We start from the raw sequence: 15588 nt of genomic DNA on the forward strand, positions 1-15588 counted from the left end.
CTTGAACAACGCGCCTGCTTCCAAGCTTAGACGACTCGCGCAGGGTGCAATTTTGCCCCCGCTCCGCTAGCATTAGCGATCTTCCGCTCTATCAGGCTACGATGGTTTTTCGATGAGTTATCAGGTTCTTGCACGTAAATGGCGTCCGCGCTCGTTCCGCGAAATGGTCGGCCAGGCCCATGTGCTGAAGGCCTTGATCAATGCCTTGGACAACCAGCGCCTGCACCACGCCTACCTGTTTACCGGTACCCGGGGCGTGGGCAAGACCACCATCGCCCGTATCATCGCCAAGTGCCTGAACTGCGAAACCGGCATTACCTCCACCCCGTGCGGCACCTGTTCGGTGTGCAGGGAGATCGACGAAGGCCGTTTTGTCGACCTGATCGAGATCGACGCCGCCAGCCGCACCAAGGTCGAGGACACCCGTGAACTGCTCGATAACGTGCAGTACGCCCCCAGCCGTGGGCGCTTCAAGGTCTACTTGATCGACGAAGTGCACATGCTCTCGACCCACTCGTTCAACGCCTTGCTCAAAACGCTGGAAGAGCCGCCGCCCTACGTCAAGTTCATCCTTGCCACCACCGACCCGCAGAAGCTGCCGGCCACCATCCTGTCGCGCTGCCTGCAGTTCTCGTTGAAGAACATGAGCCCGGAGCGGGTGGTCGAGCACCTGAGCCACGTGCTGTCCGCCGAAAACGTACCGTTCGAGCCGGATGCCCTGTGGCTGCTGGGCCGTGCGGCTGATGGCTCAATGCGTGACGCCATGAGCTTGACCGATCAGGCCATCGCCTTTGGCGAAGGCAAGGTGCTGGCTGCCGATGTACGCGCCATGTTGGGCAGCCTCGACCATGGCCAGGTCTATGGTGTGCTGCAGGCGCTGCTTGAAGGTGACGCCAGGGCGTTGCTGGAGGCCGTGCGCAACCTGGCCGAGCAGGGGCCGGACTGGTCGGGCGTGCTGGCCGAAATGCTCAATGTGCTGCACCGTGTGGCCATCGCCCAGGCGCTGCCGGAAGCGGTGGACAACGGCCAGGGCGATCGTGAGCGTGTACTGGCGCTGGCTTCGGCGCTGCCGGCCGAAGACGTGCAATTCTATTACCAGATGGGCCTGATCGGCCGCCGCGATCTGCCGTTGGCGCCGGACCCGCGTGGTGGGTTCGAAATGGTCCTGCTGCGTATGCTGGCGTTCCGCCCGGCCGATACGGACGACGCACCGAAACCGGTGCTAAAGCCAGTGGGGATCAGCCAGGCCACAGCTGATCCCGCAGCGCCGGTGGCAGCCTTGGCGCCGGCCGAGCCCACACCGCCTGTCGCGTTCGTGCCGCCTGAGCCTGCGGTAGCCGCGACGCAGGTGGAAGTGCCTGCACCGGCGACAGCCGACCATGAGCCGGAGGTCGAGCCAGACGTTGAGCTGAAGGCCGAGATCGAGGCCATTTCCGTGCCCGAGCCTGTTGCCGAGGTGGTCGACCTGCCATGGGAAGAACCGGCAGCCGCACCTGCTCCGGTAGCGGCTGCACCTGCACCTGTGCCTGAACCGGTTGCCCCGGCGGCGTCCCCGAAGGCTGCCCCGGTACTCGACGAGCCGCCTTTCGATCCGTCTGCCTATGCTGCCGTGGGCATGGATCGCGACGATGAGCCGCCGCTGGATGAAGACTACTACGGCGGCGAAAGCGACCCAGTCGGTTTCAGCTACCTGGACGAACTGGCCGAGCACGTTCAGGAAGAAGCGCCCAAGCCTGTAGCTCAACCGCTGCCAGCAGCCAAGCCGGCCACGGGCCTGGCCCTGCAATGGCTGGAATTATTCCCACAGTTGCCTGTGTCCGGTATGACAGGCAACATCGCGGCAAACTGTACGCTGATTGCCGCCGAGGGTGACGATTGGCTGCTGCACCTGGACCCGGGCCAGGGCGCGCTGTTCAATGCAACCCAGCAGCGGCGCTTGAACGAGGCGCTTAACCAGCACCTGGGGCGTACGCTTAACCTGCGCATCGAGCTGATCCTGCCCGAGCAGGAAACCCCGGCCCAGGCCGCAGCGCGCAAGCGTGCCGAGCGCCAGCAGGACGCGGTCACTTCGATCGAGCAGGATCCGTTGATCCAGCAGATGATCAAGTTGTTCGGCGCCAAGGTACGGCAGGATACTATTGAGCCTGTAGAAGCCCTGGTCGATCAGGGCCAGTAACGGATAACCATGCGGCCGGCCCGATGCCAGGCCGCATCACATGACCCAATCGAGGTATACCCCATGATGAAAGGTGGCATGGCCGGCCTGATGAAGCAGGCCCAGCAGATGCAGGAAAAGATGCAGAAGATGCAGGAAGAGCTGGCCAACGCCGAAGTCACCGGCCAGTCCGGTGGCGGTCTGGTGAGCGTGGTGATGACCGGTCGTCACGACGTCAAGCGCGTCAGCATCGACCAGAGCCTGATGTCGACTGATGAAGACGACAAGGAAGTGCTGGAAGACCTGATTGCCGCTGCGTTGAACGACGCCGTGCGCAAGGTCGAGCAAAGCAGCCAGGAGAAGATGGGCGGCATGACCGCCGGCATGCAACTGCCGCCAGGCTTCAAGATGCCGTTCTAAGGGCATTGCGATACCCAAAACCGCCACTGACACCAGTGGCGGTTTTTTTTGCAGCGGTTTCAGCCCTGGCGCGGTCTACTGATTTGACGTCACTGCCCCCCGCTGGGTATAAACCGCCTCTTATTGAATTGTCAGGCCTTTCCCATGAGCTTCAGCCCCCTCATTCGCCAACTGATCGATGGTTTGCGCATCCTCCCAGGTGTCGGCCAGAAAACCGCCCAGCGCATGGCCTTGCAGTTGCTCGAGCGAGACCGCAGCGGCGGCCTGCGCCTGGCCCAGGCGCTGACCCAGGCCATGGAGGGGGTAGGCCATTGCCGCCAGTGCCGCACCCTGACCGAGCAGGAGCTGTGCCCGCAATGCGCCGACACGCGCCGTGACGATACCCAGTTGTGCGTGGTCGAGGGGCCGACCGATGTGTATGCGGTGGAACAGACGGGCTACCGTGGCCGTTACTTCGTACTCAAGGGCCACCTGTCGCCGCTGGACGGCTTGGGGCCGGAGGCGATCGGCATTCCGCAACTGATGGCCCGCATCGAGGAGCAGGGCACCTTTACCGAGGTGATCCTGGCGACCAACCCGACGGTGGAGGGCGAGGCGACGGCGCATTACATTGCGCAGTTGTTGAGCGAGAAGGGGTTGGCGGCAACGCGGATTGCCCATGGTGTGCCGCTGGGCGGCGAGCTTGAGCTGGTGGATGGCGGGACCTTGGCCCATGCCATTGCAGGGCGCCGGCCTATTTCGCTCTGATTCAGAATTACTGGGGCCCTGTGGGAGCGGGTTTACCCGCGAACACCGGCGCAGCCGGTGCCATATACCGCGTTGGGTTCTTCGCGGGTAAACCCGCTCCCACAGGTTCAGCGTTGCCCCTGAATGCTTAATACTCGCTGAGCGAAAACTCGGTCAGGCAGAAGGTCGGCACACCCGCCGCCTGCAGCCGACGCGACCCGTCCAGCTCCGGCAAGTCAATGATCGCCGCCGCCTCGAACACCTGCGCCCCAGTACGGCGCACCAGGTTGGCTGCTGCCAGCAGTGTGCCGCCAGTCGCAATCAGGTCATCGAAGATCAGCACCGAATCGCCTTCGCACAGGCTGTCGGCATGCACTTCCAGGAAGGCTTCGCCATATTCGGTCTGGTAACCCTCGCTCAGCACGTCAGCCGGCAGCTTGCCCTGCTTGCGGAACAGGATCAGGGGCTTGTTCAACTGGTGGGCGATGATCGAACCGATCAGGAAACCACGCGCGTCCATGGCACCAATGTGGCTGAACTCAGCCTCGACATAGCGCTCGATGAACTGGTCGGCCACATAGCGAAGCCCGCGTGGCGATTGGAACAGCGGGGTGATGTCGCGGAAGATCACACCCGGTTTGGGGAAGTCCACTACCGGGCGGATCAGGGCTTTGAGGTCGAAGGCGTCGCTGTGCATTGTTGCGGGTATCCTGGGAAAACGAATGCCCAAGTATACCCGCTAAACGCCCACATCAGGCCTCGATTGCACCGCCGGCCAGCGCGCACAGCTGGATCGGGTCGAGGATATGCACTTCCTTGCCTTCGGCGCGCAGCAGGCCGTTTTGCTGGAAGCGGGTGAACACCCGCGACACGGTTTCTACCGCCAGGCCCAGGTAGTTGCCGATTTCGTTGCGCGACATGCTCAGGCGGAACTGATTGGCCGAATAGCCACGGGCGCGGAAGCGTGCCGACAGGTTGACCAGGAAGGTGGCGATACGCTCGTCGGCGGTTTTTTTCGACAGCAACAGCATCATCTGCTGGTCGTCGCGGATTTCCCGGCTCATCACCCGCATCAGCTGGCGACGTAGCTGTGGCAGTTGCACCGAAAGCTCGTCAAGCCGCTCGAACGGGATTTCGCACACCGAGGTTGTTTCCTGGGCCTGGGCCGATACCGGGTAGGCCTCGGTGTCCATGCCCGACAGGCCGACCAGTTCGCTGGGCAGGTGGAAGCCGGTGATCTGCTCTTCGCCGCTGTCGCTGAGGCTGAAGGTTTTCAGGGCGCCGGAACGTACTGCGTAGACCGAGCCGAAATTGTCACCCTGGCGGAACAGGAACTCGCCTTTCTTCAGTGGGCGGCCGCGTTTGACGATTTCATCCAGTGCGTCCATGTCTTCCAGGTTCAGGGAAAGAGGCAGGCACAGGGGGGCCAGGCTGCAATCCTTGCAATGGGCCTGGTTGTGTGGGCGCAGTTTGACTGGCTCGGACATTTGAATCGATCCTTGTGGGAAAGCACACATAAGTCGTAAGGGTAACCCACGACGCAGGGTGTAGGCCAGTGTGCGCGATGATGGTGCGCGCTGGCGAAACCCCGACAGGTCGCCTGCCGGGAGTCCTTGTACGCCCATAGTGTGCCTGGCAAGGGCAGTTGTCCATGCGGTCGAACGCCTCGGTTTTCAGATCACCCGCGAGAAACGTTGGCGGTTTTGCATCGCCAGATAGGCATCGAACACCATGCATACCGAGCGCGCCAGCAGGCGGCCAGCCGGCAGGATGCGAATGCCCTGGCTGTCCAGGCTGATCAGGCCATCGCGCTGCAAGGTCAGCAGCTCTGGCCAGAGGTCGTTGAAGTAGCCGCGAAAATCGATAGTGAAGGCCTGTTCGATCGGTTCGAAATCCAGCTCGAAATGGCAGATCAGTTGTTGGATCACCGCCCGGCGAATGCGGTCGTCGTGGTTGCACAGCAAGCCACGCTGGGTGGCCAGCTGGGCGTTGGACAGGCTGTCCTGATAGGTGTTGAGGTCGCTGCTGTTCTGGCAGTACAGCTCGCCGATCTGGCTGATCGCCGACACGCCCAGGCCGATCAGGTCGCAGTGCCCGTGAGTGGTGTAGCCCTGGAAGTTGCGCTGCAGGGTGCCTTCTTCCTGGGCGATGGCCAGTTCGTCATCCGGCAGGGCGAAGTGATCCATGCCGATGTAGCGATAGCCAGCGGCGGTCAACTGGTCGATGGTGGCGTGCAGCATCTCCAGCTTGGCAGCCGGGCTGGGCAGATCGTTGTTGTCGATGCGCCGCTGGGGCATGAAACGCTCGGGCAGGTGGGCGTAGTTGAACACCGACAGGCGGTCGGGCTGCAGGCGGATCACTTCTTCGACGGTGCGCGCAAAACCTTCCGGGGTTTGCTTGGGCAGGCCGTAGATCAAGTCCAGGTTGACCGAACGGAACTGCAGGGTGCGCGCAGCCTCGATCAGTGTACGGGTTTGTTCCAGGCTCTGCAGGCGGTTGACTGCGCGCTGCACGGCCGGGTCGAGGTCCTGCACGCCCAGGCTGACGCGGTTGAAGCCCAGCTCGCGGAGCAGGCCCATGGTCGACCAATCGGCCTCCCGCGGGTCGATCTCGATGCCATAGTCGCCGGAGTCGTCGTCCAGCAAGTGGAAGTGTTGGCGCAAGGTTGCCATCAGCTGGCGCAGTTCCACGTGGCTGAGGAAGGTCGGCGTGCCGCCGCCGAAATGCAACTGCTCAACACGCTGCTTGGGCCCCAGGTGGCAAGCGATCAACTGGATCTCCTGCTCCAGGCGCTGCAGGTACGGCGCGGCACGGGCACGGTCCTTGGTGATGACCTTGTTGCAGGCGCAGTAGTAGCAGATGTTGGCGCAGAACGGCACGTGCACGTACAGCGACAGCGGACGCACGGCCCGACGGCTCTCGCGCAGGGCGTGGAGCAGGTCGAACGAGCCCACTTCGCTGTGCAGTTGCATGGCGGTCGGGTAGGAGGTGTAGCGTGGCCCGGCCAGATCGTAGCGGCGGATCAGGTCGGTATCCCAACGAAGGTCGTCGAGCATGAGGGCGGTCCCCGGAAAGAGCAGCAGTGCACCGGAGTCTATGGCCGTCAGTAGTAATCGGTGTTGATTTGTATCAAGGGCATTGGGGCTGCGCAGCGGTGCCCGTCAATGCCCCATCAGCCAGTGTTGGTGCGGCCCGGGCAGGGTCCAGATGCCAAATAGCATCACCAGCAGCCCGCCAGCCACCCGCACGCTGCGCCGCCTCAACAACGCGTTTACCCGTTCCGCCGCCAGCCCCGTTGCCAGCAACACCGGCCAGGTGCCCACCCCGAACGCCAGCATCAACGCCGCGCTATAGCTGGCATTACCCTGGCTGGCCGCCCATAGCAGTGTGCTGTACACCAACCCGCACGGCAGCCAGCCCCACAGGGCGCCCAGCAGCAACGCCCGGGGCACGCTGGAAACCGGCAACAAGCGTGACGCCACCGGCTGGATGTGCCGCCACAGCCCGCGCCCCAGGGCTTCGATGCGGGTCAGGCCGCTCCACCAGCCGGCCAGGTACAGGCCCATGGCAATCAACAACAGCGCTGCCACCACCCGCAGCCCCAGAGCTGCCGGGCTGCTGGCCACGGCCCATCCGGCCAGGCCCAGCAACAGGCCGGCGCTGGTATAACTGAGCACACGCCCGAGGTTGTAGGCCAGCAGCAGGCGCAGGCGCTTGCCTCGTTGTTCGGGCGGTATGGCCAGGGTCAGCGCCCCCATCAGGCCGCCGCACATACCCAGGCAGTGGCCGCCGCCCAGCAGGCCAAGGACCAGCGCCGAGCCCAGCAGGGGAAGCAGGTCAGGCACGGGGTGGTGGTTCCTTGTCGGCGTCGGCTGGGGTGTCGTCAGGTTTCACCGCTGCTTGGTGGCGAGGGTCCTGGTCGTCGAACAAGATGCTGTGGGCGGGGCTTTCAAGGTCGTCGTACTGGCCGCTGTCCACCGCCCAGAAGAAGATGTACACGGCCACGCCGACCAGCAGCAGGGCTGCGGGGATCATGACATAGAGGGCGGGCATGGCGACTTCCTCCCGGGCAAGGGGGCTTCGTGGGGCAATGAGCCCGACGCCAATGGCATGCGGGTCAGGCGCAGGGCGTTGAGCACCACGATCAGCGAACTGACCGACATGCCGATGGCGGCCCATACCGGGGTGATCCAGCCGAGCGCGGCAAACGGCAACATCAGGCCATTATACAGGGTCGCCCACAGCAGGTTCTCGAGGATGTTGCGGCGGGTGCGGCGGGCCAGGTCGAATGCCTGCACCAGCGCCTGCAGGCGGTTGGACAGCAGCACGGCATCGGCGCTGGTCTTGGCAAGGTCGGTGGCGCTGCCCATGGCGATGCTGATGTCGGCGGCGGCCAGCACCGGCACATCGTTGACGCCGTCACCGAGCATCAGCACCTTGCACCCTTGTGCCTGCAGTGCCTTCAGCCGGTCCAGCTTGTCGTCTGGAAGCAGCCCGCCAATGGCCTGGTCGATGCCCAGTTGCGCGGCCACTTCGGCAACCATCGGCGAGCTGTCGCCCGACAACAGCAGGGTTCGCCAGCCACGTGCCTTGCAGGCCGCGAGCAGGGCCGGGGCATCGTCGCGCAGGCGGTCGTCCAGGCCGAACCAGGCCAGCGGCCCCTGGCGGTCGCCCAGCAGCAGCCACTGGCCGCGTGGCTCCGGCACGGCGGGGATTTCCGCGCCGCTCAGGGCGCAGACGAAGGTGGCTTGGCCAATGCGCAAGCGCTGGCCGTCCACCAGCCCCTCCAGGCCCAGGCCGGGCATTGTCTGCACGTCCTCGGCGGGTGTGGTGGTGCGGCCGAAGGCACGGGCGATGGGGTGTTCGGAGCGGTTTTCCAGCGCTGCGGCGAGGGCCAGGCAGCGGTCGGCTGCCTGGCTGCCGAGCGGGCGGATGCTGCGCAGGGTCAGGCGGCCTTCGGTCAGCGTGCCGGTCTTGTCGAAAATGACTGTGTCGATCTGGTTCAGGCCCTCCAGCACATGGCCACGGGTTACCAGCAGGCCGAGCTTGTGCAAGGTGCCGGTGGCTGCGGTAAGCGCGGTTGGCGTGGCCAGGGACAGCGCACAAGGGCAGGTCGCCACCAGCATCGCCAGCACGATCCAGAATGCCCGTGTCGGGTCCAGATGCCACCACCACAGCCCGATGGCCACGGCGGCCAGCAGCGAGAACAACAGGAACCACTGCGAGGCGCGGTCGGCGATTTCCGCCAGGCGCGGTTTTTCGGTCTGGGCGCGTTCCAGCAGGCGCACGATGGCAGACAACCGTGAATCGTGGCCGAGGGCTTCGACTTCCACGTTCAGGGTGCTTTCGACATTCAGCGTGCCACCGGTGACCCGTTCGCCAACCCGGCGCGGTTGCGGCAGGTATTCGCCAGTCAGCAATGATTCGTCGACGCTGGAGCGGCCTTCGACGATGCGCCCGTCGGCGGGGATTACCGCCCCAGGCAGCACTTGCACGGTGTCACCGCAGTGCAGCTCGCTGAGCAGGATGCGCTCGCTGCGGCCGATGGCGTCCAGGCGCAGGCACGAGGCTGGCAGCAGGTTGACCAGCTGCGCGGTGGCCGCAGCCGTGCGTTCGCGGGCACGACGCTCCAAGTAGCGGCCAGTGAGCAGGAACAGGGCGAACATGCCCACCGTGTCGAAATACAGCTCGCCGCTGCCGGTGATGGCCGTCCAGATGCCGGCACCGAACGCCAGGCCAATGGCCAGTGACACCGAAACGTCCATGGTCAGGTGACGGGTGCGCAGGTCGCGCGCTGCGCCCTTGAAGAACGGTGCGCAGCTGTAGAACACGATGGGGATGGTCAGGAACAGTGCCACCCAGCGCAGGATGGTGTGCAGCTCGGGCGACAGGTCGATGTTGAATTCCGGCCAGGTGGCCATGGTTGCCATCATCGCCTGGAACCACAAAAGCCCGGCCACGCCCAGGCGGCGCAGGGCGCTGCGGTTCTCTTGGGCCAACTGTTCGGCGGCCTTGTCGGGCTGGTAGGGGTGGGCGGCGTAACCGATCTGGCGCAACTCGGCGAGCAGGCGCGAGAGCGGCAGTTGCTTGTCGTCCCAGCTCAGCAGCAGACGGTGGTTGGACAGGTTCAGGCGCGCCTCGGCGACGCCGGGCAGGTTGCGCAGGTGCTTTTCGATCAGCCAGCCACAGGCAGCACAGCTGATCCCCTCGATCAGTAGGGTGGTTTCGGCCAGCTCGCCCTGGTGACGGACGAAGGTTTGCTGCACGTCGCTACGGTCGTACAGGGCCAGTTCGTCCTGCAACTGCCTGGGCAGGGCCTCGGGGTTGGCGCTGTTGTCACTGCGGTGCTGGTAGTAGTGCTCCAGGCCGCCGGCGACGATCGACTCAGCCACCGCCTGGCAGCCGGGGCAGCAGAACGCCCGGGGCTCGCCGAGCACCACGGCGGTAAAGCGGCTGCCGGCCGGGACGGGCAGGGCGCAGTGGTAGCAGGGGGTGGGCTGGGTCATTGCATCATTGCCTTACACATATCGGCGCGGTTGACGCGCTCCCCTGTAGGAGCGGCCTTGTGTCGCGAAAGGGTCGCGAAGCGGCCCCACGATTTCAGCTTCGTCGCATAGATTGCCGGGGCTGCTGCGCAGCCCTTTCGGACCGGTCCGACGCTTCGGCAAGGCCGCTCCTACAGGTGCTCGGCGCCTTGGATGGCTTCATCACCCAGTTGCAATGTAACCCCGTGTTCGACTTTTTCCTCTTCGAACAAGCGCCACACCTGGCCACCTTCACTCCCCAGCAGCTCGACGAAGCGGCGCCCGTCGACCTTGTCTTCCAGTTGCCCTACATAGCGCCCCGCTTCGACCCGGCTCAGCAGCACCTTGCGGTCTTTCTCCGGCTGGGTGGGCGAAATCAGGTTCAACTCCAGGCTTTGCGGGCCACTGTTGCCGCTCAGGCGCAGGTCCACTTCGCCAGTCAGCTCGTCCAGGTGCACGCTGGCCTTCAGTCCCAGTTGCTGCGCAAGCAGCTCGCGGTCCAGTGAACGGTTGATGCCCTTTCCGGCCTCGTAGTAGTTGTCGTTCACCAGGTTGTCCGGATTGCGTACGGCGATGCTGACCATGGTCAGGCTCAGGCACACCGAGGTGGTGAGGATGCCGATGATGATCCAGGGCCAGAGGTGCTTGTACCAGGGGCTGGCGGCGGTGGCGGCAGGCATTGTGCGTTATCTCTCTTAGCGGATCTGTGGGCCGATGAAGCGGCTCTTGGCTTCAACCTGGGCGTCGCTGTCGTCGGCGCTCTTGAGGATGAAGGTGATTTCGTTGGTGGTCGAGGGCAGCTTCTCGGGGGCGATCGACAGCTGCACCGGCAGGCTGACGATATCACCAGCGGCCACGCGGATTTCGCGCTGGCCTTCGAGCTTGAGGTCCGGCAGGCCGGCAGCGTCCAGTACGTAGACGTGGTCGCGCTGGTCCTTGTTCATCACCTTCAGGCTGTACACGTTCTCGATCCGGCCCTGGGCGTTTTCGCGGTACAGTACGCGGTCTTTGCTGACGTCGAAACCAACCAGCGAACGGGTGGCGAAGGCGGTGGCCAGGCCGATGATCATCACCAGCAGCACCACGGCATAACCAATCAGGCGCGGGCGCAACATGTGAGTCTTCTGCCCGGACAAGTTGTGTTCGGTGGTATAGCTGATCAGCCCTTTGGGGTAATTCATCTTCTCCATGATGCTGTCGCAGGCGTCGATGCACGCGGCGCAGCCGATGCACTCGATCTGCAGGCCATCACGGATGTCGATGCCGGTGGGGCAGACTTGTACGCACATGGTGCAATCGATGCAGTCGCCCAGGCCTTGGGCCTTGTAGTCGGCGTCTTTTTTACGCGGCCCACGGGTTTCACCACGGCGCGGGTCGTAGGACACGATCAGCGTGTCCTTGTCGAACATCACGCTCTGGAAGCGTGCGTAGGGGCACATGTACACGCACACCTGCTCGCGCAGCCAGCCGGCATTGCCGTAGGTGGCAAGGGTGAAGAAACCGACCCAGAAATACGCCCAGCCATCGGCCTGGCCAGTGAAGAACTCGATCACCAGTTCACGGATGGGCGAGAAGTAGCCGACGAAGGTCATGCCGGTGACGAAACCGATCAGCAGCCAAAGGCTGTGCTTGGCGAACTTGCGCAGGAACTTGTTGCCGCTCATGGGGGCTTTGTCGAGCTTCATGCGCTGGTTGCGGTCGCCCTCGGTGACCTTTTCGCACCACATGAAAATCCACGTCCACACGCTTTGCGGGCAGGTGTAGCCGCACCAGACGCGGCCTGCGTACACGGTGACGAAGAACAGGCCGAAGGCGGCGACGATCAGGATGCCTGACAGCAGGATGAAGTCCTGCGGCCAGATAGTGGCGCCGAAGATGTAGAACTTGCGTTCGGGCAGGTTCCACCACACGGCCTGGTGGCCGCCCCAGTTCAGCCACACGGTGCCGAAGTACAGCAGAAACAGTGCAGCACCGCCGACCATGCGCAGGCGACGGAACAAGCCGGTAAAGGCGCGGGTGTAGATTTTTTCGCGGGAGGCGTAAAGGTCGACGGAATCCTTCCCTTTGTTGGCAGGCGGGGTTACATCATGTACCGGAATTTGCTTGCTCATCATCAAGTCCCACGGCAGTGGAGAAATGCCGCGGCCAGTGCGTGCCGGCCGCAGTCTCGCGCAATCTGCTAGCGCTCTGCGGTCCATGATACGCCGCTGTTGGCAGTATGGGGCCGCACTGCGACCTTTAGTCGCGTTGGGTTCGTGGTATGAATCGTGTTATGGCGGGTGTCAATTGATCCAGGTCATCAGCCTGCAAGAAATGCGTGGCTGTACCGGCCTCTTCGCGGCTTCAGCCGCGAAGAGGCCGAGCCTGCTTACTCAGCCTTGGCCGGTTCGGCCTGGTGCGACAGGCTGTAAACATAAGCCGCCAGCAAGTGCACCTTGTCATTACCCTGCAGTTGCTCCTGGGCCGGCATCTGCCCTTGGCGACCATAACGAATGGTCTGCTGCAGCTGTGCAAAGCTCGAACCGTAGATGAACGCTTGCGGGTGGGTCAGGTTCGGCGCGCCCATGGCGGGTGTACCTTTGCCTTCCGGCCCGTGGCAGGCCACGCAGTTGGCGGCGAAGATCTTTTGCCCGTTCTCGGCATCGGCCTTGGCGCCTTCCGGCAGCGTGCGGCCATCCAGCTTGCTGACCACGAACGCCGCCACGTCAGCCACACCCTGGTCGCCGATCACCTCGGCCCAGGCTGGCATCACGCCATGGCGGCCGCCCATGATGGTGGTTTTGATGGTGTCTGGCTCGCCACCCCAGCGCCAGTCGTTATCGGTCAGGTTGGGGAAGCCGAAGGCACCCTTGGCGTCGGAACCGTGGCACACCGAGCAGTTCGAGGCGAACAAGCGCGCGCCCATTTTCAGGGCCTGCGGGTCCTTGGCCACGTCCTCGATGGGCATGGCGGCGAACTTGGCGAAGATCGGCCCGAAACGGGCGTCGGCCTTGGCCATTTCCTTTTCCCACTCGTGCACGCCGGTCCAGCCTGGCTGGCCATTGGAAAACTCGGTCTGCTTGTCGTTATCCAGGTACGAGTAACCCGGCAGAATGCCTTTCCAGTTGCCCAGGCCTGGGTACAGCACCAGATAGCCGAGGGCGAAGACGATGGTGCCGACGAACAGCCAGAACCACCATTTGGGTAGCGGGTTGTCGTACTCCTCGATGCCATCGAAGGCATGCCCGACGGTTTCGTCGGTAACCTCTTCGCGCTGGCCCTTGCGGGTCGACAGCAGCAGCCAGGTCAACGAGAAGATGGTGCCCAGGGTCAGGACGGTAACGTACAGACTCCAGAAGGTTGTCATTGTTGTTTGCTCCCAGAAGCTTTTGCGTGCTCTTGCTCGACGTGGCGGCAGGCCTCGGGGTCATCCGCGAAGGGCAGTTGGGTCGCTTCGTCGAAGTCCTTTTTACGCCGTGGGTTGAATACCCACAGCGCCAGGCCCACGAAGGCCACCATCACCACGACGGTGCCCAGGCCGCGAATCATCCCGATATCCATCAGCGTCACCGTTTGCTCTTGATGATGGTGCCAAGACCCTGCAGGTACGCGACGATGGCGTCCATTTCGGTCTTGCCCTTGACCGCGTCACGCGCGCCGGCAATGTCGGCGTCGGTGTACGGGGTGCCGAGTGTGCGCAGCACTTCCATCTTTTTCGCGGTGTCCTTGCCGTCGAGCTTGTTCTCGACCAGCCACGGGTAGGACGGCATCTTCGATTCCGGTACCACGTTGCGCGGGTTGTACAGGTGCGCACGGTGCCAGTCATCGGAGTAGCGGCCACCGACACGGGCCAGGTCCGGCCCGGTACGCTTGGAGCCCCACAGGAACGGGTGGTCCCACACGCTCTCGCCAGCCACCGAGTAGTGGCCGTAGCGCTCGGTTTCGGCGCGGAACGGGCGGATCATCTGCGAGTGGCAGCCCACGCAGCCTTCGCGGATGTAGATATCGCGGCCTTCCAGCTCCAACGCAGTGCGTGGCTTCATGCCCTCGACCGGCTTGTTGGTGACGTCCTGGAAAAACAGCGGGACGATCTGGGTCAGGCCACCGACGCTCACGGCGATGACCATGAAGAAGGCCAGCAGGCCTATGTTCTTCTCGACGGCTTCATGCTTCATCAGTGCGCTCCCACAACGACGATCTTGGCGGCTTCCTCAGCCTGTGCCGGGTTGGCGGCACGTACGGTACGGAACACGTTGTAGGCCATCAGCAGCATGCCGCTGGCGAAGAACGCACCGCCCAGGGCGCGGACGATATAGCCAGGGTGGCTGGCCTGCAGGGCTTCGACGAAGGAGTAGGTGAGGGTGCCGTCATCGTTGATGGCGCGCCACATCAGGCCTTGGGTAATGCCGTTGACCCACATCGAGGCGATGTACAGCACGGTGCCGATGGTGGCCAGCCAGAAGTGCGCGTTGATCAAGCCGACGCTGTGCATCTGCTCGCGGCCGTAGAGTTTCGGGATCATGTGGTACACGGCGCCGATCGAGATCATTGCCACCCAGCCGAGGGCGCCGGCGTGGACGTGGCCGATGGTCCAGTCGGTGTAGTGCGACAGCGAGTTCACGGTCTTGATGGCCATCATCGGGCCTTCGAAGGTGGACATGCCGTAGAACGCCAGCGAAACCACCAGGAAGCGCAGGATCGGGTCGGTGCGCAGTTTGTGCCAGGCACCGGACAGGGTCATCATGCCGTTGATCATGCCACCCCAGCTTGGCGCCAGCAGGATGATCGACATCACCATGCCCAGCGACTGCGCCCAGTCAGGCAGGGCGGTGTAGTGCAGGTGGTGGGGGCCTGCCCAGATGTACAGGGTGATCAGCGCCCAGAAGTGCACGATCGACAGGCGATACGAGTAGATCGGCCGCTCGGCCTGCTTGGGCACGAAGTAGTACATCATCCCCAGGAAGCCAGTGGTGAGGAAGAAGCCCACGGCGTTGTGGCCGTACCACCACTGGATCATTGCGTCGGTGGCGCCGGCGTAGGCCGAGTACGACTTGAACAGGCTCACCGGCAGCGAGATGTGGTTGACGATGTGCAGCATCGCGGTGACCACGATGAAGGCGCCGTAGAACCAGTTGCCGACGTAGATGTGCTTGGTCTTGCGCTTGACGATGGTGCCGAAGAACACCAACCCGTAGGTTACCCAGACGATGGCCAGCAGGATCGCCAGCGGCCATTCGAGCTCGGCGTATTCCTTGGTGGTGGTGTAGCCCATCGGCAGGGTGATCAGCGCGCCGACGATCACTGCCTGCCAACCCCAGAAGGTGAAGGCGGCCATGCTGTCGGAGATCAGCCGGGTCTGGCAGGTGCGCTGCACCACGTAGTAGCTGGTGCCGAACAGCGCACAGCCCCCGAAGGCGAAGATCACCAGGTTGGTGTGCAGCGGGCGCAGGCGGCCGAAGCTGGTCCAGGGCAGGTCCAGGTTCAGTTGCGGCCATACCAGCTGCGAGGCGATGAAGACGCCGAGGCCCATGCCAAGGATCCCCCAGACCACCGTCATGATGGCGAACTGGCGGACGACCTTATAGTTATAAGCAGTCGGACTGATTGCTGTGCTCATTCTAAGGTTCCACGGTTTTGATGTTCTTGTTGGTCGAAAAATCGGCGCCAGTATTGATAACCAGCAAGGTTACCGCAACGCAACTTTGGTACGCCGACCCGTGTCCGAGCCCGTTCACTGATGTCCCGCAGCGATCGGGTCCGGACGATTGTACACAAATAAATATT

At 63.6% G+C, this 15588-nt stretch carries 15 protein-coding genes; 3 read left to right on the forward strand and 12 right to left on the reverse strand.

From position 1 onward, the window contains the following. The first annotated feature begins 112 nt into the window (after window positions 1-112). From dnaX to recR, 3 genes are all read left to right on the forward strand, one after another. Entirely contained in the window at window positions 113-2176 is a 2064-nt protein-coding gene (dnaX, locus tag Q9451_RS11145; protein ID WP_012273418.1) for a DNA polymerase III subunit gamma/tau, read from the forward strand. Window positions 2177-2239: 63 nt separating this feature from the next. Next, on the forward strand, window positions 2240-2575 hold the full coding sequence (locus Q9451_RS11150) for a YbaB/EbfC family nucleoid-associated protein (RefSeq protein WP_003254305.1): 336 nt from the start codon (window positions 2240-2242) through the stop codon (window positions 2573-2575). Between the two features lie 144 nt (window positions 2576-2719). Then, the gene (gene recR / locus Q9451_RS11155; protein WP_012273417.1) at window positions 2720-3322 is read left to right on the forward strand and encodes a recombination mediator RecR; all 603 of its coding nucleotides are present in this window, start codon (window positions 2720-2722) and stop codon (window positions 3320-3322) included. A 127-nt stretch (window positions 3323-3449) separates the two neighbouring features. Here the strand turns inward: recR and Q9451_RS11160 are convergent, their stop codons facing one another. The 12 genes from Q9451_RS11160 to ccoN form a co-directional block, all read right to left on the reverse strand. After that, on the reverse strand, window positions 3450-3998 hold the full coding sequence (locus tag Q9451_RS11160; protein WP_009683910.1) for an adenine phosphoribosyltransferase: 549 nt from the start codon (window positions 3996-3998) through the stop codon (window positions 3450-3452). Window positions 3999-4053: 55 nt separating this feature from the next. Next, window positions 4054-4788, reverse strand: coding sequence for a Crp/Fnr family transcriptional regulator FnrA (gene fnrA, locus Q9451_RS11165; RefSeq protein ID WP_012273416.1), 735 nt, complete (start codon window positions 4786-4788; stop codon window positions 4054-4056). A 186-nt stretch (window positions 4789-4974) separates the two neighbouring features. Beyond that, window positions 4975-6357 carry an oxygen-independent coproporphyrinogen III oxidase gene (hemN, locus tag Q9451_RS11170; RefSeq protein WP_012273415.1) on the reverse strand — a complete coding sequence of 461 codons (1383 nt, stop codon included), beginning with the start codon at window positions 6355-6357 and terminating at the stop codon, window positions 4975-4977. A 105-nt stretch (window positions 6358-6462) separates the two neighbouring features. Continuing rightward, complete coding sequence (locus Q9451_RS11175; RefSeq protein ID WP_012273414.1) at window positions 6463-7146, reverse strand: sulfite exporter TauE/SafE family protein; 684 nt, start codon at window positions 7144-7146, stop codon at window positions 6463-6465. Continuing rightward, the gene (gene ccoS / locus Q9451_RS11180; RefSeq protein WP_012273413.1) at window positions 7139-7354 is read right to left on the reverse strand and encodes a cbb3-type cytochrome oxidase assembly protein CcoS; all 216 of its coding nucleotides are present in this window, start codon (window positions 7352-7354) and stop codon (window positions 7139-7141) included. Before ccoS ends, Q9451_RS11175 begins: the two co-directional genes overlap by 8 nt. Beyond that, window positions 7333-9807 carry a heavy metal translocating P-type ATPase gene (locus Q9451_RS11185; RefSeq protein WP_012273412.1) on the reverse strand — a complete coding sequence of 825 codons (2475 nt, stop codon included), beginning with the start codon at window positions 9805-9807 and terminating at the stop codon, window positions 7333-7335. Before Q9451_RS11185 ends, ccoS begins: the two co-directional genes overlap by 22 nt. A 170-nt stretch (window positions 9808-9977) precedes the next feature. Next, window positions 9978-10505, reverse strand: a complete 528-nt coding sequence (locus Q9451_RS11190) for a FixH family protein (RefSeq protein ID WP_012273411.1) — start codon at window positions 10503-10505, stop codon at window positions 9978-9980. A gap of 15 nt (window positions 10506-10520) precedes the next feature. Next, window positions 10521-11936: a cytochrome c oxidase accessory protein CcoG gene (ccoG, locus tag Q9451_RS11195; RefSeq protein ID WP_041166552.1), complete on the reverse strand. Its 1416-nt coding sequence runs from the start codon at window positions 11934-11936 to the stop codon at window positions 10521-10523. A gap of 257 nt (window positions 11937-12193) precedes the next feature. Then, a complete protein-coding gene (gene ccoP, locus Q9451_RS11200) occupies window positions 12194-13171 on the reverse strand; it encodes a cytochrome-c oxidase, cbb3-type subunit III (protein ID WP_012273409.1) in 978 nt (325 codons plus the stop codon). Beyond that, window positions 13168-13365: a CcoQ/FixQ family Cbb3-type cytochrome c oxidase assembly chaperone gene (locus Q9451_RS11205; protein WP_012273408.1), complete on the reverse strand. Its 198-nt coding sequence runs from the start codon at window positions 13363-13365 to the stop codon at window positions 13168-13170. The genes ccoP and Q9451_RS11205 overlap by 4 nt, the downstream gene beginning before the upstream one ends. A 5-nt stretch (window positions 13366-13370) precedes the next feature. After that, a complete protein-coding gene (ccoO, locus tag Q9451_RS11210; protein ID WP_003254286.1) occupies window positions 13371-13979 on the reverse strand; it encodes a cytochrome-c oxidase, cbb3-type subunit II in 609 nt (202 codons plus the stop codon). After that, on the reverse strand, window positions 13979-15421 hold the full coding sequence (gene ccoN, locus Q9451_RS11215) for a cytochrome-c oxidase, cbb3-type subunit I (RefSeq protein ID WP_012273407.1): 1443 nt from the start codon (window positions 15419-15421) through the stop codon (window positions 13979-13981). The genes ccoO and ccoN overlap by 1 nt, the downstream gene beginning before the upstream one ends. Between the last annotated feature and the right edge of the window lie 167 nt (window positions 15422-15588).

Source organism: Pseudomonas sp. NY8896, assembly GCF_039634505.1.

Bases quoted from the DNA above. Each gene is read 5' to 3' on its own strand.
- ccoG (WP_041166552.1), bottom strand. From the start codon at position 11,936: ATGAGCAAGCAAATTCCGGTACATGATGTAACCCCGCCTGCCAACAAA.
- hemN (WP_012273415.1), bottom strand. From the start codon at position 6,357: ATGCTCGACGACCTTCGTTGGGATACCGACCTGATCCGCCGCTACGAT.
- Q9451_RS11205 (WP_012273408.1), bottom strand. From the start codon at position 13,365: ATGGATATCGGGATGATTCGCGGCCTGGGCACCGTCGTGGTGATGGTG.
- Q9451_RS11160 (WP_009683910.1), bottom strand. From the start codon at position 3,998: ATGCACAGCGACGCCTTCGACCTCAAAGCCCTGATCCGCCCGGTAGTG.
- dnaX (WP_012273418.1), top strand. From the start codon at position 113: ATGAGTTATCAGGTTCTTGCACGTAAATGGCGTCCGCGCTCGTTCCGC.
- recR (WP_012273417.1), top strand. From the start codon at position 2,720: ATGAGCTTCAGCCCCCTCATTCGCCAACTGATCGATGGTTTGCGCATC.
- ccoS (WP_012273413.1), bottom strand. From the start codon at position 7,354: ATGCCCGCCCTCTATGTCATGATCCCCGCAGCCCTGCTGCTGGTCGGC.
- ccoO (WP_003254286.1), bottom strand. From the start codon at position 13,979: ATGAAGCATGAAGCCGTCGAGAAGAACATAGGCCTGCTGGCCTTCTTC.
- fnrA (WP_012273416.1), bottom strand. From the start codon at position 4,788: ATGTCCGAGCCAGTCAAACTGCGCCCACACAACCAGGCCCATTGCAAG.
- Q9451_RS11185 (WP_012273412.1), bottom strand. From the start codon at position 9,807: ATGACCCAGCCCACCCCCTGCTACCACTGCGCCCTGCCCGTCCCGGCC.
- ccoN (WP_012273407.1), bottom strand. From the start codon at position 15,421: ATGAGCACAGCAATCAGTCCGACTGCTTATAACTATAAGGTCGTCCGC.
- Q9451_RS11150 (WP_003254305.1), top strand. From the start codon at position 2,240: ATGATGAAAGGTGGCATGGCCGGCCTGATGAAGCAGGCCCAGCAGATG.
- ccoP (WP_012273409.1), bottom strand. From the start codon at position 13,171: ATGACAACCTTCTGGAGTCTGTACGTTACCGTCCTGACCCTGGGCACC.
- Q9451_RS11190 (WP_012273411.1), bottom strand. From the start codon at position 10,505: ATGCCTGCCGCCACCGCCGCCAGCCCCTGGTACAAGCACCTCTGGCCC.